We start from the raw sequence: 23,000 nt of genomic DNA on the forward strand, positions 1-23,000 counted from the left end.
GGGAGACCCGCCCGGAGATCCACGGGGGAACCGCCGGGCGGGCTCTCCATCCGCAGTCCCCATATTTTTTCAGGAGTTGAACTTCATGGCCGACAAGAGCGACATCCTCAAGCCGACGGACGCGCACGCGACCGGCGAGGAGATCACCACCCAGGACGCCCACGCCACCGGTTCGCCGCTCAAGCCGACGGACGCGCACGCGACCGGCGACGAGGCCACCACCGATGACGCGCACGCCACGAGCGAGCCTGCCAACTAGACCTGTCCCGCACGGGGAGCGGCCGCGGCGGCGCGGAGGGGGAGCCGTCGCGGCCGCAGGACATCCGCACCGAGCAGGGCCCGAGCCGGTCGGCTCGGGCCCTGCTCGTGGTCGCGGTCTTCCGGGCTGCCGAGCCCCCGTCGAGTCAGTAGCCCACATCCGCCGTGACCCGGCAGCCCTTCACCCGGGAGACCGAGCGCGGGCTGTCCATGGCGACCGTGAGGACCTTCGTCTCGCCCGCGCCGACCTCGACGTCCGCGTCACCCGTGTCCACGGTCAGCCCCTTGGCGTCGACGAACTTCACGTCCACCTCGTACGTCTCCGACTGCGCCGCCGTCGAGCGGATCTCCACCGACGAGGACGTCATCGCCCTGCGCTTGCCCTTCTTCGGCTGGGCGCAGCGGATGACACGCACGGCCGGCGCGTCCGACGCGTTCGCCGCCGGGGTGGCGGACTCGTACGTCGACCCGCCGGTCGTGCTGCCGTAGTCGTCATCGTCGTCGTAGTCGTGGTGGTGGTAGCTGCCGTTGCTCTTCTTGGAGTTGGAGCAGCCGCCCCCCGAGCTGCTGCTGCTCTTGCCACTGCGGCTCTTACCGCTCTTGCCGCCGTGGCTGGACGTGGAGAATCCGGTGAGTGCGAGCACCACCACGACCAGTACCGCCGCGAACCTCATCTGTCGCCGCACCATCGATGCAGTCCCCCTGCTGTGAGTCGGATCCCTTGGCCGTCGCACGGTCGCGCGGCGCTGTCACGCACAGCATCCCGGTTGATCACCCAAGGTCAGGTCATGCCCCTGTCACAGTCTCGTCATGGTCCCCGATGGCAGGGAACGGGGGCCGGGCGTAGCGTCGATGCGGGGAAGCGGTGCGCACCTGTGTGCGCCAAGGCCCGGGAGGCTGTTGATGATCCGCAATGTCCTCGGTTCCGTCGTCGCCCTCCTGGGAGCGGCGGCGGCCGTGCAGAGCCCCTTCCACAGCTGGTACGAGGACCGCCTCGGGCGGGACTACCGCATCCAGGACCTCTTCGACGGCATCACCGGGGTCTCGTCGTCCGTCCTGGGCTCGGTCCTGCTGCCGATGCTGTTCGCCGCCCTGGTCACCCTCGTGGGCGTCCTGCTCCGCTCCCGCTGGGTGGTCGCCGTCGCCGGGCTGGTCGTCCTCGGCTTCACCGTGCTGTGGATGGTGCGGCAGGGGCAGGAGGCCGGAAGCCTGACGGTCGGCGGGGACGGGGCCGGGCTGCGGTGGGGCGTGGCGCAGGCACTGGCGGGCGGTGTCCTGCTCCTGCTGGGCGCGCTGCTGATGTCCGGGCGCCGGGGCGCACAGCAGAGGCAGCGGCCTGCCGCCGAGCCCTATCCCGTGCCGCCCGACGACCGCCCCGACACCTGGCCGCCGACCCAGGAACCCGGTCCCGCCTCGCAGACGTCCCCGGGGCCGGAGCCCGAGGCCGATCCGTACACCGGGCCCGGCCGGCACCGGGCGCCCCGCGACACCGAGGGCGCCCCCGGCGCCGCGGACACCGCGGACACCGCCCAGTACCCCGTCGTGCGGGACCCGAACGCCTACCCGGAGGAGCAGGACGGGACACAGGGCCAGGACCGGTACCACCCGCCGCACCCCTGAGCGGCGTCTCAGGCGCGGGCCGCTCTGTTGCCCGTTCCCGTCCCCGTGCCCTTCAGCGCGTCCAGGGCGTACACACAGCGGTCCTTGCTGCACGCGTACACCACACCCGCCTGCGCCACCGGGGAGCCGGTGATCTCGCCGCCCGTGGCCAGCTTCCAGCGGAGCTGGCCGCCCGCCGCGTCCAGGGTGTAGAGGACATGGTCCGCCGAGCCGAAGTGGACCCGGCCGTCCGCGACCACCGGTGCGCCGACGACCTCGCCGCCCGCGGCGAAGCGCCACTTCGGCGTCCCGGTCACCGCGTCCAGCGTGTACAGCGCACTGCCGCTGCCGACGTGCACATTGCCCGCCGTGACCAGCACGGGCTCCATGGAGTGCCTGGCCTCCGTCGCGATTCGCCACCGGTCCTTGCCCGTCGCGGCGTCCAGGGCGTACACGGTGCCCAGGTAGTCGGCGAGGTACACCCCGCCGCCCGTGACCGCGGGGCCGGGCGCGAAGGCGGCCGGGGACAGGAAGACGGCCGGTGACTCGAAGTGCCAGCGCACCCGCCCCGATCCGGTGTCCACGGCCAGCACCCGGGTGCCCGCCACGATGTACACGAAGCCGTCGGGCGCGGGCGTGACCCGGACCGGGACCCCGCCGCAGGAGGCGGCGTCGCCGATGGGGTAGGACCAGCGCTCGGCGCCGGTGCGCGCGTCGACGGCCCGCAGCCGGGCGTCCTGCCACAGGTACACCGTGCCCTCGTGTATGACGGGGCCGGCCTCCGGCGTCTCGAAGTCCGTCTGGACGCCGCTGGTCTCCCACAGCTTCTCGCCGTTCGACGCCTCCCACGCCTGTACGCCGCCGCCCCGCGTCCCGGTCACGACGGTGCCCCGGTCGGCCTTGAGGGCGTACACCCAGGCGTCGCTACGGAGCCGCCAGCACTCGCTTCCGGTGGCCGCGTCCAGCGCGTACAGGGACGGGCCGTCCGAGGCGTGGATCCGGCCGCCGTCGACGGCCATCGACCAGGCCACGTCGCGGGTCTTGAACTGGCGTCGCCCGTTGCCCACGTCCAGGGCGTGGACCTCGAAGGAGGTGACGTACAGCAGGTCGCCCACCACGACGGGCGTGCCCCACACGTCGTTCGACATACGGAAACGCCACGGCCGCCAGCGGTCGGGCGCGGCGGGCTCCGCGTCCGGTGCCTGCCCCGGGGCGGGCACCGGAGCCACCGGCGCGGCCGCGGACTGCCCGCCGGGCGGGCGCACCCAGCCGGTCGCCGGGTCGGGGTGCGCGGCGGCGGGGCCCCGTACGTCAACGGGGCGCGGCCCCGGGCCGATCGGCACCTGGGCGCCGGCCAGCCGCACGGGGCCGCCGTCGGGCGCGGGGCCGGTCGGCGGCGCCACGGTGGGTGCCGTTGACGGCAGGCCGTTGCCGCGCCCGAGTCCGGCGAGGTCGGGGCCCGGCGGCGGCTGCGTCGGGGGCGGGGGCACGGCCACAGGCGGTGCGACGGCGACCGCGCGGCCACCCCCGCGACGCTGCTCGATCATCGCGGTCGCGACGGTCGGCAGCCAGGCCGACGCCGTGCCGCTGTCGTCGCCTCCGGAGGCGAACAGATGCGGGGCCAGCTGGGACTGCAGATCCGCCGGGCTGGGCCGCAGGGAAGCGTCCATCTGCATACAGGACTCGATGAGCGGACGCAGGTCGTCGGGCAGCCCTTCGGTGTCGGGACCGTCCCGCAGCAGCATGAACACGGTCTCCACGGGGTTCGCCCCGTGGAAGGGCGCGTGCCCCGTCGCCGCGAAGACGAGGGTCGAGCCGAGCGAGAACACATCGCTGGCCCCGGTCACACTGCGCGAGTCGCGTGCCTGCTCGGGAGACATGTACGCGGGGGTGCCCACCGCGACGTTCGTCATGGTCAGCCGGGTGTTGGAGACGCCGGACGCGATACCGAAGTCGATGACCCGCGGCCCGTCCTCGACCACGAGCACATTGGACGGCTTCAGGTCCCGGTGGACGAGACCCGCCCCGTGGATCGACTGCAGGGCCTCGGCGATCCCGGCGGCCAGCCAGCGCACGGCCTGGGTCGGCATCGGCCCGCACTCGTTCACTATCTCCTCGAGGGAGGGGGCGGGGACATAGGCGGTGGCCAGCCAGGGGACCGCGGCCCTCGGGTCGGCGTCGACCACGGCGGCGGTGTAGAAACCGCTGACCGCGCGTGCGGCCTCCACCTCACGTGTGAAGCGGACCCGGAACAGCTGGTCCTCGGCCAGTTCCGTACGGACCGTCTTGATCGCCACCCGTCGGCCCGACGCCGACCGCGCCAGATAGACCAGCCCCATGCCGCCGGCCCCGAGCCGTCCCAGCACCTCGAACGGGCCGATCCGCCTCGGGTCATGCTGCGTCAGCTGCTCCACTTGCCTGCCACCTCCCCGTACGGACCTCAGGAACAGAAGCCCGCGAAATCCCGCCCTGTGCAGCGTCTCACCACTGGGCACCACTTGGCGGTGCGCACCCTGATTCTTCCTGGCTCGGGGCCTGGTTGCGAACCCGGGGGCGGAACGGAGTGTTGTGTGGCACTCCATCCCTTTCAGGACACCCGCGGACAGCCGCCGCTGCGGCTACGTGATCGGCCCGGTCGGCCGGAGCACACCGAAAGCCGCACCCTGATCGTCCTGGAGGACCGCCACCCGCCCGTACGGGATGTCCAGGGGAGGCGCTGTGATCCGGCCACCGAGGCGTACGGCGGTCTCGGCGGCCCGGTCGCAGTCGGCGACGGCGAAGTAGCTGAGGAAGGAGCTGGGCAGCATCGCGGGGACCGCGTCCGTGATGACCGCGCGCCCGCCGACCGCGGTGTCCCCGCCGGGCTCGGTCCCCGCGAGGGACCAGGTCCGGAACGGCGGCGTGGCCCCTGCGGGGCCCTCGGCGACCGGCAGTGCGGGGTCGTCGCTCCCCCGGAAGCCGAGCACCTCCTCGTAGAAGGCGTCCACGCGCTCCGGCTCACGGGTGTGGACCTCGGTCCAGCAGAACGCGCCGGGCGCGTATCGCTTCTCGAATCCCGCGCGGTCGCCCGCCTGCCAGAGGCCGAAGACCGCGCCTCCGGGGTCGGCCGCCTGGGCGAGTACCCCGGCACCGCCGGCCCGTACCGGTTCGGTGATCACCTGTCCGCCCGCCTTCCTGACGAGGGCGACGGTGGCGCGGATGTCGTCGGTGGAGAAGTAGACGCCCCAGGCCGTGGGCATGCGGCCGTCCTGCTTGGCGGCGAGCGCGGCGACCAGGGCGCCGTCGCTGTACGCATCCGCGAAGGGCATGCCGTCACCGGCGTGGAAGGTCCAGCCGAAGAGCCCGCCGTAGAAGCGCTTGCCGGCCTCCAGGTCGGAGAGCTGCACATCCACCCAGCAGGGCGCGGACTGCGCGAATACGGCCATGGCCCGGGTCCTTCCGTCGCGGTGACGCACATCACACTCAACGTAGCGTCGAGGGCCTTCCCGCGCGCCCCGAGGGGCCGAATAGAACCTTTGCCCGAATCGTGAAGGTTCTGCGACCCGTGTGGACGAAAGTTGTCCACCGAAGTTATCCACAGGCTGTTGATAACACCATCGCACCGGAGGGGGTCCGCCGCCGTGAGAAGGGCAATTCCATAAACACGCACAGCCGGACGGGAAATGGATCACACCGCATCGGGAATTGCGTTCTTCGCCCCGTCCGCACTGGGTCGTTCCCCATTTGCAGTCGGTCAGATCGCGCTCGGTTCACCCCTCGGTAAGCTGACGGCATGACAGGACAAGTACGCACCGTCGACGGCCGCGTGGCTGGTCGGCGAGGCCAGGCGACGCGGCAGAAGCTGCTCGACTGCCTCAGCGAGATGCTCAGCTCCTCGCCGTACCGTGACGTCAAAGTCATCGACGTCGCACGGAAGGCGGGGACTTCACCCGCGACTTTCTACCAGTATTTCCCCGACGTCGAGGGCGCCGTTCTCGAACTCGCCGAGGAAATGGCCAAGGAAGGTGCCGGACTGACCGAACTGGTCGGCGGCCGCTCCTGGGTCGGCAAGGCCGGCCGGCAGGCCTCCGAAGAACTCGTCGAGGGATTCCTCGACTTCTGGCGGCGCCACGACGCGATCCTCCGCGTCGTCGACCTGGGCGCCGCCGAGGGCGACAAGCGGTTCTACAAGATCCGCATGAAGGTCTTCAGCTCCGTCACCAACCCCCTGACGGACGCGGTCAAGGAGCTGCAGTCCAAGGGCAAGGTGGACAAGGACGTCAACCCGGCCGCGATGGCGGGTTCCCTGGTCGTCATGCTCGCGGGGGTCGCCTCGCACCAGAAGGGCTTCACCACCTGGGGCGTGAAACAGGCCGAACTCCGGCCGAACCTCGCCCTGTTGGTCCATCTGGGCATCACCGGCAAGAAGCCGGTCAGATAGGCCCCGGCGGCTCCGCCTCCCCACGTCCTGTCTCACCGACGGCGGACCACCCCTGTGGTCCGCCGTCGGCGTTTCCGCGGCGGCGCGGGACGCGGTGGAATGAGCCCATGAACGAAGCACAGAGTGACACGCAGAAGGAATTCCGCGCCCTGCTCCACGCGCAGCGCGTCTGGGACGTGCCCCTGCCCTCCTTCGACCCGTCCGCCGCCCCCTCCGCGCCCCTCCCCCTCTTCCACAGCTGGTTCGCCGATGCGGTGGCGGCCGGGCAGACCGAGCCGCACACCATGACCCTGGCGACGGCGGACGCGGAGGGCAGGCCCGATGTGCGCACGCTGATGCTGCACGACGCCGACGAGCGCGGCTGGCACTTCGCCACGCACACCACCAGCGCGAAGGGCCGCCAGCTCGCCGCCCGCCCGGACGCGGCGCTCGGCTTCTACTGGCCCGCCCAGGGCCGCCAGGTGCGCGTACGGGGTACGGCCTCCCCCGCGAGCCGCGAGGAGAGCCGGGCCGATCTGCGGGCCAGGTCCACCGGCGCGCTGGCCGCCGCGCTGACCGGTTCGCAGAGCGAGGTGCTGCCCGCGCTCGACGCTCTCGTACGGGCCTCCGAAGCGGCCTGGGAGCGCGCCGTGGCCGAACCTGACGCCGAGGCGGTGACCTGGACACGCTATGTGGTCGAACCGCGCGAGGTGGAGTTCTTCCAGGGCGACGGCCGGCGCCGGCACGTGCGGCTGCGCTACCGCCGCGAGGGCGCGGCCTGGACCCGCGAGCTCCTCTGGCCCTGATCCGCGCGCGTCCCGGACCCTCTTCACCCCCACTTCACACGGTTTCCCCGCGAAAGGAGCACTATGGGAGTCAGGTGAGCTGATGGAGGCACCCATGGCACGAACCCGTTCCCGTTACGCCCCGGACCGCGGCCTTACCACCCGCATGGTGAGCACGATGTTCTTCATCGGCCTGCTGTACGTGGTCCTCGTGGGCGTCCTGCTGGCTGTCCTGCGCGGCTCCTGGCCCATCATCCTGATCATCGCGGGCGGTCTGTTCATCGCCCAGTTCTGGTTCAGCGACCGCATCGCGGCCTACGGCATGGGCGCCCGGGAGGTCACCCCCGACGAGGCCCCCGAGCTGCACGGCGCGATCGACCGGATCTGCGCACTCGCCGACATGCCCAAGCCACGGGTGGCCATCGCGCAGAGCGACGTACCGAATGCCTTCGCCACCGGCCGCAGCGAGAAGACCGCCCTGGTCTGCGCCACGACCGGGCTGATGCGCAGACTCGAGCCCGAGGAGCTCGAAGGGGTGCTCGCCCACGAGATGTCGCACGTCGCGCACCGCGATGTGGCCGTGATGACGATCGCGTCGTTCCTCGGGGTCCTGGCCGGCATCATCACCCGGGTCGCCCTGTGGGGCGGCTTCGCCCGCAACAGCCGGGGCAACGACCCCGCGGGCATCATCATCATGCTGATCCCGCTGATCAGCGCGGTGGTGTACGCGCTGAGCTTCCTGCTGACCCGGCTGCTCTCCCGCTACCGGGAGCTCTCCGCCGACCGTACGGCCGCCCTGCTCACCGGCCGGCCGTCGGCGCTCGCCTCCGCCCTGACCAAGGTGAGCGGACAGATGGCGAGGATCCCGACGGAGGACCTGCGGAAGGCGGAGCCGTACAACGCCTTCTACTTCGTGCCCGCCTTCGCCGCCAAGGAGAGCCTGGGGCGGCTGCTCTCCTCCCACCCGACCCTCGAACAGCGTCTGGACCAGCTGGCCCGCATCTCCGCCGGCCTCTCCCACCCGTAAGGAGCTTCTGTGGGCCTGCTCGACAGCATCCTGGGGCGCAGCAAACCCGTACGCCCCGATCTGGACCAGCTCTTCGCCGTACCGTCCGCCGCGCTCACCCTCCAGGCCGGCACCGGTTTCACGCCCACCGGGCTGGGGTCGGTGTGCTTCGCGGGGGTGGAGGGCGGCACGTTCGCCCGTGTCCAGCAGGACGTGCGGGAGCTGCTCGACGCGGACACGGGGCGGGGCGGGATCCCGGTGGAGTTCAGCCGGGACACCTATGGCTACACCTGGCTGCTCGCACGTCAGGACCCCGGCCCCGATGGCACAGCCGCCCTGGTCAACGACCTGCACGCGGTCAACACCCTCCTCCAGGACGGCGGCTTCGGGCCGCATCTGCTCTGCTCGCTGATCGGGTTCCGGAACCCGGAGGGGCGTTCGCTGGCACTGGTCTACCTCTACAAGCGGGGGACCTTCTATCCGTTCGCCCCGGCCCCCAGCAGCGGCGAGAAACGCGACAACCAACTGGAGCTCCAGGTGCGGGCCACTCTGGGCGACGACCTCCGGGTGGAGGACGACCTGGGGCGCTGGTTCCCGGTGTGGGGCGCGCCTGGGCTCTGAGCGGGGGCGGGGTGAGCCGGGTTCGTGATCATTTCGCAATCGATTCCCGCCCGGACCGGAACCCATCATGTTCATGTCCTATTACGCTCCGAAGCATGCCCGAATCAACCCCCACCGCCGGCTACGCCCTGCCCTCCTCCATCGACCGCACCGACGGCCGGCCGGTCTATGTGATCGGCGGCGGCCCCGGCGGCCTCGCCGCCGCGGCGGCACTGCGGGAGCAGGGCGTACGAGCGGTGATCCTGGAGAAGTCCGGCAGCGTCGGGGCGTCCTGGCGCCGCCACTACGACCGGCTGCACCTCCACACGACCCGGCGCTGGTCCTCGCTGCCCGGTCTGGCGATGCCCCGCCGCTTCGGGCGCTGGGTGTCGCGCGACGACATGGTGCGCTACCTGGAGAAGTACGCCGAGCACCACGAGCTCGAGGTGGTGACGGGCGTCGAGGTGTCCCGGATCGAGCGGGCCGGCGACGGCACGGGCTGGCAGCTGAGCGCGACCGGCGGCCGGGTGCTCACCGGGCGGGCCGTCGTGGTCGCCACCGGCTTCAACCACACCCCGAGGATCCCTCGGTGGCCCGGCAGCGAGGCCTTCACCGGCGAACTCACGCATGCGTCGGAGTACCGCGGCCCCGCCCCGTACGCCGGCAGGGACGTCCTGGTCGTCGGCGTCGGCAACACCGGGGCCGAGATCGCCGTGGACCTGGTCGAGGGCGGCGCGGCCCGGGTGCGGATCGCGGTCCGTACCGTCCCGCACATCGTGCGCCGGTCCACGGCCGGCTGGCCCGCCCAGGCGAGCGCCGTGCTGGTCCGCAGGCTGCCGGTCGGGCTCGTCGACCGGGCAGGGCGCCTGATGTGCCGCATCACCGTCCCCGACCTCACGGAACAGGGCCTTCCGCGACCTGACACGGGGCTGTACTCCCGGGTCAAGGAGGGTGCGATCCCCGTCCAGGACGTCGGTCTCGTCGACGCGGTGAAGACCGGCCGTGTGGTGCCCGTGGCGGCGATCGAGTCGTTCGACGAGGACGGGGTGACCCTGGCCGACGGAAGCCGGATCACCCCGGACACCGTGATCGCGGCCACCGGCTACGACCGCGCCCTGGAGGACCTGGTCGGCCACCTCGGCGTACTGGACCACCGGGGCCGCCCCGTGGTCCACGGCGCCCGCACCCCGGACGGTGCCCCGGGCCTCTACTTCACCGGCTTCACCAACCCGATCAGCGGGATGCTCCGCGAGATGGCCCTGGACGCCCGGAAGATAGCCACCCGCCTGGCCAAGGCGGGCTGAAGCCGGACGCTCAGCGGGCGGCGGGCACCGGCTCCACCGCGCCGCGGCGGATCACCAGGGCCATCAGGGCCGCCGTCGCGCACAGGGCGCCCGCGGCGTACCAGACCAGGTCGTACGACCCGGTCTGGTCCCGGACCACCCCGCCTGCGAACGCCACCACGGCCGCCCCCACCTGGTGCGAGGCCAGGACCCAGCCGAAGACGATCGCGCTGTCGTCGCCGTACTGCTCCCGGCACAGGGCCAGGGTCGGCGGGACCGTGGCGACCCAGTCGAGGCCGTAGAAGACGATGAAGAAGACCATCGGCGGGTGCACCGTCGGGGCCATCAGCATCGGCAGGAACAGCAGCGAGATCCCGCGCAGGGCGTAGTAGACCGCCAGCAGCCTGCGGGCCTCGAAGCGGTCAGTGAGCCAGCCGCTGAAGACCGTGCCGATGATGTCGAAGACGCCGATGACGGCCAGCAGCGACGCCGCCGCGGTGATCGGCATCCCGTGGTCGTGGGCCGAGGGCACGAAGTGGGTGCGGATCAGGCCGTTGGTGGAGGCACCGCAGATCGCGAACGACCCCGCCAGCAGCCAGAACGGGCCCGTGCGGGCCGCGTCGAACAGAACGCGCAGCGCACGGGCCGCGGCGCCCGTCGCGGGTGCGGGCTTCTCCACGTACGCGCCGCCGTACGGAGCCACCCCCACGTCGGCCGGGTGGTCGCGCATCAGGAGCCAGACGAAGGGGACGACGACGAGGGCGGCCAGCGCGACCGTCACGGAGGCCGGCCGCCAGCCGTGCCGGTCGACGATCCAGGCGCACAGCGGAAGGAAGATCAGCTGGCCGGAGGCGCCGGCAGCGGTCAGGATGCCGGTCACCAGGCCGCGCCTGGCCACGAACCAGCGGTTGGTGACGGTCGCCGAGAAGGCCATCGCCATCGAGCCCGTGCCCAGGCCGACCAGCAGGCCCCAGTAGAGCATCAGCTGCCAGGACGCCGTCATCCAGACGCTCGCCAGCGCCCCGGCCGCGACGGCGGCGAGCGCGACGACCACGACCCGGCGGATGCCGAACCGGTCCATCAGCGCGGCGGCGAACGGCGCGGTCAGCCCGTACAGCGCCATGTCGAGGGAGACGGCGAGACCGATCTCGCCGTGCGACCAGCCGAACTCCGCGTTGAGGGGGTCGATGAGCAGGCCGGGCAGCGAGTTGAAGGCGGCGCCGCCGATGATCGTCACGAAGGTGACGGCGGCGACGATCCACGCACGGTGGACCCGCGGACGGGGGCGGCCCCGGAGGGCGGCCCCATCGGCCGCGCTGCCGGTCGCCGTGCCGTCTGTTGCCGCGCCGTCTGTTGCCGCGCTGTCGGTTGTCGGGGTCACGCCGCTCAGCTTCCGGTCGGCGGCCACCCCCGGGCGAGTGGCTGGTAGGACACCCTTCGCAGGGATCGGGCCATCCGGATCAGGGCCGCCCCGGACCACGCCCGGTCCTGAGGCGGCTGTGGACGGCCCAGGCCAGGCCCGCCCCCGCTACGTACCACAGGAGGTCAGGGGCGTTGAAGGTCGAGCCGAGCACCAGCCGTGCCAGCGCGCTCCGGCGCGACAGCTCGGCCGGCACACCGGTGAGCTGGGCAAGCTCCACCGCCCAGCTGAAGGCCAGCGCGGCGCCCGCGGCCGTCAGCGGCCTGACCCGGGGCGCGACGAGGACCACCAGGGTGTGGATCAGCACGGTGTACAGGGCGTCGCCCGCGTACTTCGCCACGTCCCCGTCCACCGCCGAGCGGACACCGAGCCCCGCCAGCACGGTCACGAGCGCCGCCGCGGCGGCCGTCGCACGGGCGGGGACGGCGCCGGGAATGGATGCGGGGAGGATCGGCTTTGCCTTCATGGCCAGTACGTCTATCAGGTGGCCACCACCCGGCCGGGGCCCGGCCGCACGAGAGCAGGAGTCCGGATGCGTCACCGCGTCGCCGTGCTCGCCCTGGACGGGGTGATCCCCTTCGAACTCGGCATCCCCCAGCGGATCTTCGGCCGCGCGCGGATCCTGGAGTCCCCCGGCGCCGACGAGAAGCTCTACGACGTCGTGACCTGCTCCGTGCGCCCGCCCGGCCCGGTCCGCACCGACGCCGACTTCAGCATCATGGTCGAGCACGGCCCCGAGGCTCTCGCCACCGCCGACACCGTCGTCGTCCCCGCCTCCTACGAGCTGGGCCCGGTCCACGAGGAGGGCCGGCTGACCGACGAACTGGCCGCCGCCTTCACGTACATCGCGCCGGGCACCCGGATGGTCTCCATCTGCACGGGCGGCTACGTCCTGGCCGCGGCCGGGCTGCTCGACGGACGCCCCGCCACCACCCACTGGTCGTCGGCCGACCACTTCCAGCGGCTCTTCCCGAAGGTCCGTGTCGATCCGGACGTCCTGTTCGTCGACGACGGGGACGTGCTGACCTCGGCAGGGGTCGCCGCCGGGATCGATCTCTGTCTGCACATCGTGCGCCGCGACCACGGCACGGCCGTCGCCAACGACATCGCCCGCCGCAACGTCGTACCCCCGCACCGTGACGGCGGGCAGGCGCAGTTCATCCGGCGCCCGCTGCCCGAGGCAGGGCTCGCCACGACGACGGCCGCGCGTACCTGGGCGCTCGGACGGCTGGAACAGCCCATCCTGCTCCGCGACATGGCGCGGCGGGAGTCCATGAGCGTGCGCACCTTCACCCGTCGCTTCCGCGAGGAGGTCGGCGTCAGCCCGGGGCAGTGGCTCGCCCAGCAGAGGGTGGAGCGGGCGCGGCATCTCCTGGAGTCCACGGAGCTGTCCATCGACCAGGTGGCGCGGGACGCCGGTTTCGGCACGGCCACCTCCCTGCGCCAGCATGTGCGGGCCGCGCTCGGGGTGTCCCCCACGGTCTACCGGCGTACGTTCCGGTCGACGGCCGCGAGACGCTGAGACGGCCGCAGGACGCCGGGAAGGCCACGGCGCCGGTAAAGCCACGGCGCCGGTAAAGCCGCAGAGCGCCGGGCGGCCTGCTCAGAGAGTGGCCCGGTCGCCGGGCTGCTCCTGGATCACCGGGACCATCACAGGGCCCCCGCGGTCGACCTCGCACCAGATCCGCTTGCCCGCGCCCTCCGGCTGCCAGCCCCAGCGGTCCGCCAGGCCGTCCACCAGCTCAAGACCACGGCCGTTCGTGTCCTCGCCCTCCGCGTGACGCGGCTGGGGCGGACGGCAGCTGGTGTCGGCCACCTCGACCCGCACCGTCCCCGCCGAACCGGCCGGGCTCGCCGAGCCGAACAGCATCCGCAGCACGGCCGGACAGCCCGTGTGGACCACCGCGTTGGTGACGAGCTCGGAGATCAGCAGGATCAGCGTCTCCGCGAGCGGTTCGTCGTCCTCCATCCCGGACCCGATCAGCCGCGACCGCGCCCATCTGCGGGCCCGTCCCACTTCCGCGGGATCCGGCCCGACCTCCAGCTGAACCTGAAGCACCTGCACCGCTCACACCATCCGAACCGGCGGACACATCGCCTAGCGCCTCCTCGGGGTCACGGAACGTGACTCCCCTGCGAGACAGCATGGTTGACGTACAGTCACCGCAACAAGCGCTTCGGGCATATTCCAGCGCGAAGGAGTACGCGTGGTCCATACTGTGCGACGCGTGCTGCGGAGAGTCGAACAGAAGCGTGCCGTCGCCCCGGGGACCGAGTCCCCCGCGGGTCCTTCGCAGCTCCGTGGGGTGCGAGCAGCACACCGTGCGCCGTCCGGGGCAGCCTCTGGGGCCACGTCCGGATCCTCCGCCTCCCGTGCCACTCGCATCCAACGGAGCGTACCCGAGGGCAGGCCCGTGACTCCGCCCCGTGACAGAAATCCCCGGGGCGCACATGCGTTCCGGAAGCACTGCGTCACCCCAGGGGCACGATTCGTGCGCCCCCCGGCCCGCCACGACAGCCCGAACGCGACCCCGTCGGCTAGGCGTCGGGCTCGATCACGGTGAAGTACGCGGAGAAGGCGGCCACGGCGTCCGGCTCCGCGATCCGGCCGTCCTGGTCGGTGTCCAGGCTGCGGGCCGCCACGCTCGCGATGTCGTCGGCGGCGCCCAGCACCCGCAGGGCCCGCTCCACCGCGGCCACCGGGGCCGAGGCAGGGGCGGCGCCCTCGAGGTCCGTACCGGCGGCGACGGCGAGGGCCGCGCGCAGGAAGGGGCGCGCGATCTCCGCGAAGCGTTCCGGGTTGTCCCGCAGCCGCTTCACGGCGCCGCCCACGAACTCCTGCCGGTTGACGCGCTGGTCCCCGTCGACGTCGGCGATGCCCGCCATGCCCTGCCAGAAGGCCTCGGCACCCGAGTAGAGCGACTGGCCCAGGTCACAGCGGGCCTTCGTGCCGAACTCGGCGAGGAGCCGGGCCGCGGCGGCATTGAAATCGGCGCGATCGATGTAACCGTTGCCGTCCTGGTCGAAGGCGGCGAAGCGGTGCGCGATCTTACGCTCGTACTCTGCGCTGTCCATGCGGGGAGCGTACGACGCCGGGAGGCGTCACGTGTCACCGAGCCTCGTCGGGGCTGTGACGACTTCGTGTCGGGCCGGCCCGTCAGGCGGTGAGCGGGCGGCTTTCGTCGTCGGTGGCGGCGTCCGAGTCGGGGTACACCTCGAAGAGCCGTCGTACGCCCAGGGCGCCCAGCACCTTGTTGACGTGCGAGCCGTCGACCGCCCCACGGGCCGGGAGGACGATCCTCAGCCGGCCGCCGCAGGACTTCATGAGGCGGCGGGAGGCGATCAGGACACCGACCCCGCTGGAGTCGCAGAACAGGACACCGGAGAGGTCGAGGATCACGTCGTGGCGGCCCGCGGCCACCGCCCCGTGGACGGACTGACGCACGACGGGTGAACTCACGAGGTCGAGCTCGCCATGGATCCGCAGCACGGTCCACGCGTCCTGCTCCGTCTCGTACACCTTCAGCGTCACGCGACTCGGCCTCTCGTTCCGGGGGCTCCGGAGGATCCGGAAGTTTCCGTTCCTCCTCGCGGCTGCCCGCGTACCGGCCCGTGAAACACTCTTCTACCCACCGGCCTGGTACAGGATTCATCCAGAAACGATCACTCCAGGATCGTTTACATGATCAGGAATCGGCAAGGGGTTGAGCATTCTCTATCATCCGGCGCCACTTGAGGGACGTACTTGCTGTAAAGGTACGTGCTCGGACTATGCCGCCGACTACATTCGACATGACGAGGGGCACAGGGCTGGGGGCTGGATGGCGAAGGACGCACCACCGCGCTGGGACCGCCGGATGCAGCAGCGGCTGGCGCGCGGCGAGGCGGCGGCCCTCGGCGAGCTCTACGACCGTTTCGCCGCCCTCGTGCACAGTCAGGCCCACCGCATGCTGGACGACGACGACGCGGCGGACCAGGTGACACGCGAGGTCTTCGGCTACGTCTGGGAGAACCCCGAGGCCTACGACCCCAAGCACGGCTCCATGCGCTCCTGGGTGGCGCGGCTCACCCACCGCAGTTCCGTGCGGCGGCTGCGCACGACGCACGGCGAGACCGAGGGCCCGGACGCCGAGGCGCGGGCCGACGAACTGGAGCACCGGGTGCGGAAGGCCACGGCGGCGGCCAGGGCCGACTACATCGTCTCCTCCATGCCCGCGCCGCTGCGCGCCGCCCTCGAACTCGCCTACGTCCAGCGCAGGGACTACCGGCAGGCCGCCGCCGACCTGGGCGTCACCGGGGACGAGGCCAGGCGCAGACTGCGGCTCGGCCTCCAGCTGCTCTCCACCGCGAACACCCGGACGTCGGCCGACTCGGCGCCTCCCGGATACGGACCCACCCCGTGACCGGCGGCCACCGCGGCGACGGCCGCGACGGGGAGCAGCCGGTGGAACGGCGCATACCGGGGCCGAGGCGGGCCGCGGACGACCGGGAGAGGCTGCCCCGGGCCTGGCCCGAACGGCCGGAACGGCTCGAACGGCCCGCCCCGCCGCTCCCCCACCAGGTGCTCACGTCCCTCCTCGGCGCCTGGGCGCTGGCCTCCTGCTCCCCCGAGGAGACCGCGGCCGTAGAGGATCACCTCACCTCGTGCGCGCCCTGCGCCGACGAGGCGCTGCGGCTGCGGGACGCGGTGGGCCTGCTGCACACCGACGGCAACCTCGACCTGGACCCGATGCTCAGGTCCCGCGTCCTCGAAGGCTGTCTCGGCCGCCGCCCGGCGCGCATCCCCGTACCGGAGTGGGCCGCTCCGTACGACGCGGAGACCGCGCGGCTCGACGCGCTCCTGCGGGACATCGGCTCAGCGGAGTGGCACGCGCCGGTGCGGCTCAAGTGGTTCGAGGACGACCGGCAGGTGAACCGCAGGACGACGGTCGCCGGGGTGATCTGCCATCTGACGGCGGTCGACGGCCTGGTGTCCAGGGCCCTCGAACTCGACGACCCGCTCGGCAAGGGCGACCAGCCCCTCGCACCGGCCGAGCGCACCGAGGCGTGCTGGTCGGGCGCGGTCCAGCCACCCACCCGGGTCGTGCGCGAGCCCTGGCGTGACCAGAGCCACTCCCTGATCCGTACGGTGTCGTTCGCCGGCCGCGGCGTCGCGGAGCGCTCCGTCCCCTACGGGCGCTTCACCCTCCCGCTTCAGGACTCGCTCCTGGAGCGGGCCTTCGAGTGCTGGGTGCACGGCGGTGACATCGCGGACGCGGTGGACTACCCGTACGAGCCGCCCGCCGCCGCCCATCTGCACCGGATGATCGACCTGGCGGCCCGGCTGCTGCCCGCCACCCTGGCCGGACGCCGCCGGGCCGGGCTGGCCGCACCGGCGCGCCGTCTGGTCACAGCGGGCTCGCCCGGCCGCTCCCTCCATCTGGAGGTCGAGGGCCATGGCGGCGGCGACTGGTACATCGCGCTGGATTCACCGGCCGCCCTCGGCTCCCCCGCGCACACGGTGGCGCAGGTCGCGGTGGACGGGGTGGAGTTCTGCCGGCTGGTCTCCGGCCATGTGCCGCCGGCCGAAGCCGCCGCGGGGCAGGACGGCGACCGCGAGGCGATCCGCGACGTCCTGTTCGCCGCCGCCTCCCTCAGCCGGCTGTGAACCGGATCGGCCCGCGGCCCCTCAGGCGAAGACGACCGTACGGCGGCCGTTGAGCAGGATGCGCCGCTCCGCGTGCCACTGCACGGCGCGGGCCAGTGCCTGGCACTCCACGTCGCGTCCGACGGCGACGAGCTGGTCCGGCGTGACGCCGTGCCCGACGCGCTCGACCTCCTGCTCGATGATCGGCCCCTCGTCGAGGTCGGCGGTCACGTAGTGCGCCGTCGCACCGATCAGCTTCACCCCGCGCGCATGGGCCTGGTGGTAGGGCTTCGCACCCTTGAAGCTCGGCAGGAACGAGTGGTGGATGTTGATGATCCGGCCGCTCAGCTGCTTGCAGAAGTCGTCCGAGAGCACCTGCATGTAGCGCGCGAGCACGACGAGTTCGACGTTCTCCCCACGGACGAGCTCCAGGACCTGCGCCTCGGCCTCCGCCTTGTTCTCCTTGTTCACCGGGATGTGCCGGAACGGAATGCCGTACGAGGCGACGAGCTCGGCGAAGTCCGTGTGGTTGGAGACGACCGCCACGATCTCCACGGGCAGCGCACCGGTGCGGGAGCGGAACAGCAGGTCGTTCAGGCAGTGCCCGAACTTGCTGACCATCAGCACGATCCGCATCCGCTCGCTCGCCCGGTGGATCTGCCACTCCATCCGGAAGGATTCCCCGATCGCGGCGAAACTGGCACGCAGCTTGTCCACCGTGACCGTGGCGTCCGCCGAGAAGTGGACGCGCATGAAGAACAGGCCGGTGTCGTGGTCGCCGAACTGCTGGCTGTCCTCGATGTTGCAGCCGGTCATGAAGAGATAGCTCGACACGGCGTGCACGATGCCCTGCTTGTCGGGGCAGGAGAGCGTGAGGACGTACTGCTCGGCGACGGTGTCCGAGGCAGCGGGTACGGATTCGGCGGGCTGCGGCGCGGTCATTCCCGTAGGGTGCCACACCGCCCGTGGGTCACGCGGAACTGGTCATGATGCGGAGCACATCCAGGGAGCGCGGCGGAATGTCGGGATCCTCCCCGTCATGGGTGGCGAGCATCACATGGGCCTCGCGGGCGGCCACGACCGCCTCCTGCCAGCCCGGATGTTCCAGATAGGCCGATACGGGGGCGTCCGCGCCGATCTGGTGCATGATGCGCAGCACCCGCAGGGCGGCGACGTCCACGAGAGCCGCCTCGGCGGAGTCGCGGAAGATCGTTCCCACGTATTTCTCGGCGGACCAGTTGTCCAGCCAGGTGTCCTCGACCAGGCGGTACACGGCGTCGGTGACGTCGCCGTACCCCTCCCGGCCGGCCAGCCAGCACTCGTGATGGAAGACGGGGTCGGAGAGCATGTGCAGCGCCGAGCGCACGTTGCTGCGCCAGCGCCACCACGGCATGTCATTGAGCGGCATGTCGCCCATGGTGGAGGAGCGACGGCCGCGACGGGAAGTGTTCTCCGAACCTTGCTGCACGGTTGCCGATCGTACGTTCCCTTGCCGAGCCCCTGCGCGGCCCCCCGTAATTCATCTCCACGTCACCCTCCGTTGACCGTCCCTCAGCGTGGCGTTGCCCGTGAGCCTGGAGGGTCCCTATCCATGACCGGATGGCGACGCCTCACCTCTCCCCGCCCCCTCGGACTCCTCGCATCGGCGGCGGCCGGGGCCCTGCTGATATCCGGCTGCGGTGTCATCCCAGGAATCTCGGAGGACTCCAGGGAGACCGTCACCGTGATGACGTGGGCCCCCGACACCACCGCGGCCGACGCGGTGAACATGGCGGGGATGACGGCCATGGCGAGCACCTACGCCCGCTGGATCAACGAGAACGGCGGGCTCGACGGCCACGAGCTGCGGGTCCTGACCTGCAACGAGCAGGACACCTCGTCCGGTGCGTCGAAGTGCGCCCGGAAGGCGGTCGACTCCGGCGTCGCGGCGGTCGTCGGCTCGTACAGCAGATACGGGCGGTCGTTCCTGGCCCCGCTGGAGGCGGCCGGGATCCCGTACATCGGCGGGTACGGCGCCTCGGCCGACGAGTTCACCAGCTATCTCTCCTATCCGGTCAACGGCGGCCAGCCGGCGCTCGTCGCGGGCAACGGCGAGCAGCTGGCGGCCGGCTGCGAGCGGGTCTCGCTCGTGCGGCCCGACACCCTGGTCGGCGACACCATGCCGGGCCTGCTCGACACGGGTCTCAGCCGGCGCGACCGGCCCGCCTCCTACGACATCAGCGCGGCCGAGGGAGCCACCTCGTACGACCCCGAGGCGGCCAGAGCCCTCGAACACGCGGACGGCGGCTGTGTGACCGCGGTGCTCGGCCAGGGCACGGAGACGTTCTTCGACTCCTTCCGCCGGCTCGAACCCGAGGGCAGCGACGTACAGATCTCCTCCGTGCTCGGCAGCGTCGGCCAAGGCCTCATCGACGGCTCCGGCGGCCGGAACAGCCCCTTCGAGGGTGCCCGCGTCACCGGCTGGTACCCGGTGTCCGAGGACGCCCGCTGGGACGAGATGCGCGAGGTGATCCGGAAGTACGCCTTCGGGGACGACCGGATCGATCCCGAGGACACGGGCGTGCAGACGACCTGGATCGCCTACACCGTCCTCAAGGCGGTCGTCGAGGCGATGGACCAGCCGGAGATCTCCGCGGGCGGGATCTCCGTCAGCCTCAACCGCGGCACCGAGGTGGACACCGGCGGCCTCACCCCGGTCCTGCGCTGGCGCTTCCAGGACATGGTCGGCACGGCCGCCTACGGGCGCATCGTCAACGGGCAGGTGACGTTCCAGGTGGTCCGTGACGGGCGGCTCATCCCGGAGAAGAAGGGCTTCGTGGACGTCACCGAGACCCTCGCGGACGCCCCGACCGGCGGCTGACGCGCGCCGTGCGCTCCGGTTTCCTGCCCCGGCCGGGGCAGGAAGCCGGGGCGCTGCCGTCAGAGGTCCGTGGGGGCGCGCTCGGTCAGTTCGTACTTCTTCGCGATGGCGTTCCACAGCCCCGAGGCCTTCTTCTTGGCCTCGGTGGCCTCGCCGCTCGACGCGTTGGCCTTGGCGGTCGCGCCGGTCGACGACGCCTTGCCGCCCTTGCAGACCTTCTTGTTGTTCTTGGCCTGGCCGGCCCACGTGGCGTAGTGGTCGTCGGCCTCCGCCGACGCCTGCCACGCCTTGGTCAGGGAGGCCTTCAGCTCCGCGTTCGCGGGGAGCTTGTCGACACTCAGCGCCTCCAGCTGGGTCACCAGGCCCCGGCGCTGCTCGGCCGCACCCTTCAGATCGGATGCCGCCTGGTCGAGTGCCTTGCAGCCCTTGATCTTCTCCACGGCGCCGATCACCGCCGAGCGGCTGTTGTTGCTGTCCGCGAGCAGCTTGTCGAGCTCCTCGGCCTGGGGCTTCGCGGGATCCTCGGCCGGCTCACCCGCACCGTCCGCGGGTGAACTCTGCGCGGCCACCGGCTGCTTGTCGTCCGCCGGCTTGTCGTCGCCCCCGCTCATCAGGGCCCCGGCACCCAGCCCGATGACGGCGCAGCCGACGACGACGGCCCCGATCAGCGGGATGTGCGCGGACCGCTTGCGCGGCGCGTCGCCGCCCCGGGCCCGGTCATCGCCGCCGTAGCCCCCGTGACCGCCCTGGAAGCCCGCCGGGCCCGACTGGTAGGGCTGGGCGCCCTGTGGCGGCTGCTGGGCGGCCGGAGGGCCCTGGTAGGGCTGCTGAGGCTGGTTGGGCGGCTGCCCGGCTTCGTCGAAGCGGGGTATCTGCTGCGTGGCGCCCGCGGGCTCCTCGCTGCGGAAGAGGCTGTCGAACTCCGCGGGCGGCTGCCGGTCACCCGGGGCTCCCGGCCGGATCCCGTACGGAGCGCCGCCCGGGACCGGGGGAATGTACTGGGTCGCGTCGGCGTCGGACGACTGCGCGGGAGCGACGGGCTGCCCCAGATACTGGGTGGAGTCCTGATGCGCGGGCGGCAGCCCTCCGGGCGGGCCCTGGCCACCCGGGACCGGCGCGATGTACTGCGTGGCGTCCGCGTCCCCGCCAGGTCCCATACCGAGTCCGGCGTGCTGACCCGCGTGCTGCCCGGCGCCCGGCCCCGGTGGAGCGGCTTCGGGCGGCAGGGGCTGGGCGTACGGCTGCTGCTGTGGCGGCTGCTGCTGTGGCGGCTGCTGCTGGTAGGGGTCCTGCTGATAGGCGCCCTGCTGCGGCGCGTACTGCTGCGGGGGCTGGTACTGCCCCTGCTGCTGGTACCCACCCTGCTGGGGCTGCTCAGGTGGCAGCTGCCCCGGGGGCGGACCGTCCTGGTGCGCGGCCTCCGGCCCCCAGGCGTTGCCCCACGGCTGCCCGCCCGCGGGGACGGCCTGGTCCGGCTGCCCGCTCTCCGGGCCACCCATGCGCCAGCGGGGGCCACCCTCCGCGGGCAGCACGACACCTTCGTGGGCGTGCCGTACAGCGGGAAGCTGCGGCTCGTCACCCTGTCCGCTCTGCGTCACCGGGACTCCTACGTGTGAACCTATGGAATCGTCGGCTCACGCTACCGGGTGCCCCGAGCCCGGCGCCAAGCGCCCGAGGGCGCTCACCACCCCTTCACACCGGGGGTAACACCTGCGGCACCCCTGGCGCTGTTCATGGTCAACTCGCCGAACACGCCGGTCAGGCGGCCTGGAGCTCCAGCCTGGCGCCGAACTCCCGGACCGCGGGCTCGTTCGCGTACGGCTCGAACCGCTGCTGGAGGTCGTCGAGATATTCGGCACCCCTGCTGGAGCGCACCGTCCCCAGCAGCTCCATCGCGCGCAGCCCGGTGTGGCAGGCCTGCTCCACCTCACGCTGCTGCACCTGCGCCGAGGCCAGCAGCACGAGCCCGATGCCCCGGCGCCTGGCCCGGGACTCCGGGAGGGCCGCCAGGGCCTCCTTCGCCCGGCGCGCGGCCGGCTCGGCCTGCCCCAGGTCCCGGTGGCAGTGGGCGAGTTCATCGGCGAGATAGCCCGCGTCGAAGTGGGCGATCCAGACCGGGTCGTCGCCCTTCGCCGAGTCGGCCTGCTCCAGGGCGGCCAGCGCACGGCCCGCCGAGACCTGGCAGGTGCGGGCATCGCCCATCAGCGCGTGGCCCCGGGCCTCCGCCGCGTGGAACATCGCCTCCGCCCGCGGGGTCACCCGCCCCCGCGCACCCTCCTGCGCGGCCCGCGCCAGCTGGGCGATCTCGCGCGGATTGCCCAGCTGGGCCGCGAGATGGCTCATCGACGCGGCCAGCACATAGCCGCCGTACGCCCGGTCACCCGCGGCCTGGGCCAGCCGCAGCGCCTGGATGTAGTACCGCTGGGCAAGACCCGGCTGGCCGGTGTCCACCGCCATGTAACCGGCGAGCTCCGTGAGGGTGGCGACCGCGCCGAACAGCTCACGGCCGACCGATTCGCGGTAGGAGCCCGCGAGCAGCCCGGACACCACGCTGTTGAGGTAGTGCACGAGGACGGGCCGCACATGCCCGCTGCCGAAGCGGTGGTCCAGGTCGACGAGCGCGGCCGTCATCGCCCGCACCGCCGTCACGTCCGGCATGCCGACCCTGTTCCCCGCCGTCCGCGCCACCTGGGGGTCGGCGCCCGTGATCAGCCAGTCGCGGCTGGGCTCGACCAGGGCGGAGGCGGCCACCGCCGATCCGGACAGCAGGTCACGGCGGCCCACGTCGCTGCGCCAGAGCTCGCAGACCTGCTCGACGGCGCCGACCACGGTGGGCGCGAACTGCAGACCGACACCGGAGGCCAGGCTCTTGCCGTTGGCCATGCCGATCTCGTCGATCGTGACCGTGCGGCCGAGTTTTCGGCCGATGGCCTCGGCGATGATTCCCGGCGCCCTGCCGCGTGGTTGCTGGCCGCGCAGCCAGCGGGCCACGGAGGTCTTGTCGTACCGCAGATCGAGTCCGCGCTCCGACCCGACCATGTTGACCCTGCGGGCAAGGCCGGCGTTGGAACACGCCGCCTCCTGGATGAGCGTCTGGAGCCGTTCGTTCGGCTGGCGGGCGACGAGAGGCCTGGCTGCCATATTTCCCCCTGAGACCGCAGTGA

23 protein-coding genes are annotated in these 23,000 nt (G+C 72.2%); 11 read left to right on the forward strand and 12 right to left on the reverse strand.

Translation table 11 applies throughout. The features are described from left to right. The first annotated feature begins 85 nt into the window (after nucleotides 1–85). On the forward strand, nucleotides 86–259 hold the full coding sequence (locus OG623_RS14170) for a hypothetical protein (protein ID WP_406146761.1): 174 nt from the start codon (nucleotides 86–88) through the stop codon (nucleotides 257–259). A gap of 145 nt (nucleotides 260–404) precedes the next feature. On the opposite strand, the gene OG623_RS14175 is transcribed toward OG623_RS14170, so the two are convergent. Continuing rightward, nucleotides 405–947 (reverse strand): hypothetical protein, encoded by a 543-nt coding sequence (locus OG623_RS14175; RefSeq protein ID WP_406146762.1) that lies wholly within the window; start codon nucleotides 945–947, stop codon nucleotides 405–407. 214 nt (nucleotides 948–1,161) lie between these two features. Between OG623_RS14175 and OG623_RS14180 the strand changes: the two genes are divergently transcribed. Continuing rightward, the gene (locus OG623_RS14180) at nucleotides 1,162–1,878 is read left to right on the forward strand and encodes a hypothetical protein (protein ID WP_406146764.1); all 717 of its coding nucleotides are present in this window, start codon (nucleotides 1,162–1,164) and stop codon (nucleotides 1,876–1,878) included. Between the two features lie 8 nt (nucleotides 1,879–1,886). Here the strand turns inward: OG623_RS14180 and OG623_RS14185 are convergent, their stop codons facing one another. Together OG623_RS14185 and OG623_RS14190 are read right to left on the reverse strand one after the other, a co-directional pair. Beyond that, nucleotides 1,887–4,271 (reverse strand): PQQ-binding-like beta-propeller repeat protein, encoded by a 2,385-nt coding sequence (locus OG623_RS14185; protein WP_406146765.1) that lies wholly within the window; start codon nucleotides 4,269–4,271, stop codon nucleotides 1,887–1,889. Between the two features lie 204 nt (nucleotides 4,272–4,475). Continuing rightward, nucleotides 4,476–5,282: a VOC family protein gene (locus OG623_RS14190; RefSeq protein WP_406146766.1), complete on the reverse strand. Its 807-nt coding sequence runs from the start codon at nucleotides 5,280–5,282 to the stop codon at nucleotides 4,476–4,478. 347 nt (nucleotides 5,283–5,629) lie between these two features. On the opposite strand from OG623_RS14190, the gene OG623_RS14195 reads away from it, so the two are divergent. The 5 genes from OG623_RS14195 (at nucleotide 5,630) to OG623_RS14215 (ending at nucleotide 9,951) form a co-directional block, all read left to right on the forward strand. Beyond that, nucleotides 5,630–6,277 carry a TetR family transcriptional regulator gene (locus OG623_RS14195; protein ID WP_406146767.1) on the forward strand — a complete coding sequence of 216 codons (648 nt, stop codon included), beginning with the start codon at nucleotides 5,630–5,632 and terminating at the stop codon, nucleotides 6,275–6,277. A gap of 107 nt (nucleotides 6,278–6,384) precedes the next feature. Further along, the gene (locus tag OG623_RS14200) at nucleotides 6,385–7,062 is read left to right on the forward strand and encodes a pyridoxal 5'-phosphate synthase (RefSeq protein WP_406146768.1); all 678 of its coding nucleotides are present in this window, start codon (nucleotides 6,385–6,387) and stop codon (nucleotides 7,060–7,062) included. Between the two features lie 94 nt (nucleotides 7,063–7,156). Further along, the gene (gene htpX / locus OG623_RS14205) at nucleotides 7,157–8,068 is read left to right on the forward strand and encodes a zinc metalloprotease HtpX (protein WP_406146769.1); all 912 of its coding nucleotides are present in this window, start codon (nucleotides 7,157–7,159) and stop codon (nucleotides 8,066–8,068) included. A 9-nt stretch (nucleotides 8,069–8,077) separates the two neighbouring features. Next, on the forward strand, nucleotides 8,078–8,668 hold the full coding sequence (locus OG623_RS14210) for a hypothetical protein (protein ID WP_406146770.1): 591 nt from the start codon (nucleotides 8,078–8,080) through the stop codon (nucleotides 8,666–8,668). Nucleotides 8,669–8,763: 95 nt separating this feature from the next. Then, on the forward strand, nucleotides 8,764–9,951 hold the full coding sequence (locus tag OG623_RS14215) for a flavin-containing monooxygenase (protein WP_406146771.1): 1,188 nt from the start codon (nucleotides 8,764–8,766) through the stop codon (nucleotides 9,949–9,951). 10 nt (nucleotides 9,952–9,961) lie between these two features. Here the strand turns inward: OG623_RS14215 and OG623_RS14220 are convergent, their stop codons facing one another. Both OG623_RS14220 and OG623_RS14225 read right to left on the reverse strand, forming a co-directional pair. Continuing rightward, nucleotides 9,962–11,311, reverse strand: a complete 1,350-nt coding sequence (locus OG623_RS14220) for an MFS transporter (protein WP_406146773.1) — start codon at nucleotides 11,309–11,311, stop codon at nucleotides 9,962–9,964. A gap of 79 nt (nucleotides 11,312–11,390) precedes the next feature. Beyond that, nucleotides 11,391–11,816 carry a DUF2809 domain-containing protein gene (locus OG623_RS14225; RefSeq protein WP_406146774.1) on the reverse strand — a complete coding sequence of 142 codons (426 nt, stop codon included), beginning with the start codon at nucleotides 11,814–11,816 and terminating at the stop codon, nucleotides 11,391–11,393. A 66-nt stretch (nucleotides 11,817–11,882) separates the two neighbouring features. On the opposite strand from OG623_RS14225, the gene OG623_RS14230 reads away from it, so the two are divergent. Beyond that, complete coding sequence (locus OG623_RS14230) at nucleotides 11,883–12,872, forward strand: GlxA family transcriptional regulator (protein WP_406146775.1); 990 nt, start codon at nucleotides 11,883–11,885, stop codon at nucleotides 12,870–12,872. An 81-nt stretch (nucleotides 12,873–12,953) separates the two neighbouring features. Here OG623_RS14230 and OG623_RS14235 read toward each other — a convergent pair whose 3' ends face one another. From OG623_RS14235 to OG623_RS14245, 3 genes are all read right to left on the reverse strand, one after another. Further along, nucleotides 12,954–13,415, reverse strand: coding sequence for an ATP-binding protein (locus OG623_RS14235; protein WP_406146776.1), 462 nt, complete (start codon nucleotides 13,413–13,415; stop codon nucleotides 12,954–12,956). A gap of 473 nt (nucleotides 13,416–13,888) precedes the next feature. Continuing rightward, a complete protein-coding gene (locus OG623_RS14240) occupies nucleotides 13,889–14,425 on the reverse strand; it encodes an EF-hand domain-containing protein (protein WP_406146777.1) in 537 nt (178 codons plus the stop codon). A gap of 82 nt (nucleotides 14,426–14,507) precedes the next feature. Next, nucleotides 14,508–14,882 carry an STAS domain-containing protein gene (locus OG623_RS14245; protein ID WP_406146779.1) on the reverse strand — a complete coding sequence of 125 codons (375 nt, stop codon included), beginning with the start codon at nucleotides 14,880–14,882 and terminating at the stop codon, nucleotides 14,508–14,510. Nucleotides 14,883–15,171: 289 nt separating this feature from the next. Here OG623_RS14245 and OG623_RS14250 point away from each other — a divergent pair, with 289 nt between their 5' ends. Continuing rightward, nucleotides 15,172–15,753, forward strand: coding sequence for an RNA polymerase sigma factor (locus OG623_RS14250; protein WP_406146780.1), 582 nt, complete (start codon nucleotides 15,172–15,174; stop codon nucleotides 15,751–15,753). Further along, nucleotides 15,750–16,997, forward strand: coding sequence for a maleylpyruvate isomerase N-terminal domain-containing protein (locus OG623_RS14255; protein WP_406146782.1), 1,248 nt, complete (start codon nucleotides 15,750–15,752; stop codon nucleotides 16,995–16,997). The genes OG623_RS14250 and OG623_RS14255 overlap by 4 nt, the downstream gene beginning before the upstream one ends. A gap of 21 nt (nucleotides 16,998–17,018) precedes the next feature. On the opposite strand, the gene purU is transcribed toward OG623_RS14255, so the two are convergent. Together purU and OG623_RS14265 are read right to left on the reverse strand one after the other, a co-directional pair. After that, the gene (gene purU / locus OG623_RS14260; RefSeq protein WP_406146783.1) at nucleotides 17,019–17,918 is read right to left on the reverse strand and encodes a formyltetrahydrofolate deformylase; all 900 of its coding nucleotides are present in this window, start codon (nucleotides 17,916–17,918) and stop codon (nucleotides 17,019–17,021) included. Nucleotides 17,919–17,946: 28 nt separating this feature from the next. Further along, nucleotides 17,947–18,393: a hypothetical protein gene (locus OG623_RS14265; protein WP_406151815.1), complete on the reverse strand. Its 447-nt coding sequence runs from the start codon at nucleotides 18,391–18,393 to the stop codon at nucleotides 17,947–17,949. 174 nt (nucleotides 18,394–18,567) lie between these two features. Between OG623_RS14265 and OG623_RS14270 the strand changes: the two genes are divergently transcribed. Then, nucleotides 18,568–19,836, forward strand: a complete 1,269-nt coding sequence (locus OG623_RS14270) for an ABC transporter substrate-binding protein (RefSeq protein WP_406146784.1) — start codon at nucleotides 18,568–18,570, stop codon at nucleotides 19,834–19,836. A gap of 59 nt (nucleotides 19,837–19,895) precedes the next feature. On the opposite strand, the gene OG623_RS14275 is transcribed toward OG623_RS14270, so the two are convergent. Further along, nucleotides 19,896–21,434, reverse strand: a complete 1,539-nt coding sequence (locus tag OG623_RS14275) for a hypothetical protein (protein WP_406146785.1) — start codon at nucleotides 21,432–21,434, stop codon at nucleotides 19,896–19,898. A gap of 160 nt (nucleotides 21,435–21,594) precedes the next feature. After that, nucleotides 21,595–22,977: a transcriptional regulator gene (locus tag OG623_RS14280; protein WP_406146786.1), complete on the reverse strand. Its 1,383-nt coding sequence runs from the start codon at nucleotides 22,975–22,977 to the stop codon at nucleotides 21,595–21,597. Nucleotides 22,978–23,000 lie beyond the last annotated feature (23 nt).

The organism is Streptomyces sp. NBC_01012 (genome assembly GCF_045162755.1).
GTDB lineage: Bacteria > Actinomycetota > Actinomycetes > Streptomycetales > Streptomycetaceae > Streptomyces.

Bases quoted from the DNA above. Each gene is read 5' to 3' on its own strand.
- OG623_RS14180 (WP_406146764.1), top strand. From the start codon at position 1,162: ATGATCCGCAATGTCCTCGGTTCCGTCGTCGCCCTCCTGGGAGCGGCG.
- OG623_RS14195 (WP_406146767.1), top strand. From the start codon at position 5,630: ATGACAGGACAAGTACGCACCGTCGACGGCCGCGTGGCTGGTCGGCGA.
- OG623_RS14250 (WP_406146780.1), top strand. From the start codon at position 15,172: ATGGCGAAGGACGCACCACCGCGCTGGGACCGCCGGATGCAGCAGCGG.
- OG623_RS14190 (WP_406146766.1), bottom strand. From the start codon at position 5,282: ATGGCCGTATTCGCGCAGTCCGCGCCCTGCTGGGTGGATGTGCAGCTC.
- OG623_RS14225 (WP_406146774.1), bottom strand. From the start codon at position 11,816: ATGAAGGCAAAGCCGATCCTCCCCGCATCCATTCCCGGCGCCGTCCCC.
- OG623_RS14240 (WP_406146777.1), bottom strand. From the start codon at position 14,425: ATGGACAGCGCAGAGTACGAGCGTAAGATCGCGCACCGCTTCGCCGCC.
- htpX (WP_406146769.1), top strand. From the start codon at position 7,157: ATGGCACGAACCCGTTCCCGTTACGCCCCGGACCGCGGCCTTACCACC.
- OG623_RS14200 (WP_406146768.1), top strand. From the start codon at position 6,385: ATGAACGAAGCACAGAGTGACACGCAGAAGGAATTCCGCGCCCTGCTC.
- OG623_RS14265 (WP_406151815.1), bottom strand. From the start codon at position 18,393: ATGGGCGACATGCCGCTCAATGACATGCCGTGGTGGCGCTGGCGCAGC.
- OG623_RS14270 (WP_406146784.1), top strand. From the start codon at position 18,568: ATGACCGGATGGCGACGCCTCACCTCTCCCCGCCCCCTCGGACTCCTC.
- purU (WP_406146783.1), bottom strand. From the start codon at position 17,918: ATGACCGCGCCGCAGCCCGCCGAATCCGTACCCGCTGCCTCGGACACC.
- OG623_RS14215 (WP_406146771.1), top strand. From the start codon at position 8,764: ATGCCCGAATCAACCCCCACCGCCGGCTACGCCCTGCCCTCCTCCATC.
- OG623_RS14175 (WP_406146762.1), bottom strand. From the start codon at position 947: ATGGTGCGGCGACAGATGAGGTTCGCGGCGGTACTGGTCGTGGTGGTG.
- OG623_RS14280 (WP_406146786.1), bottom strand. From the start codon at position 22,977: ATGGCAGCCAGGCCTCTCGTCGCCCGCCAGCCGAACGAACGGCTCCAG.
- OG623_RS14170 (WP_406146761.1), top strand. From the start codon at position 86: ATGGCCGACAAGAGCGACATCCTCAAGCCGACGGACGCGCACGCGACC.
- OG623_RS14230 (WP_406146775.1), top strand. From the start codon at position 11,883: ATGCGTCACCGCGTCGCCGTGCTCGCCCTGGACGGGGTGATCCCCTTC.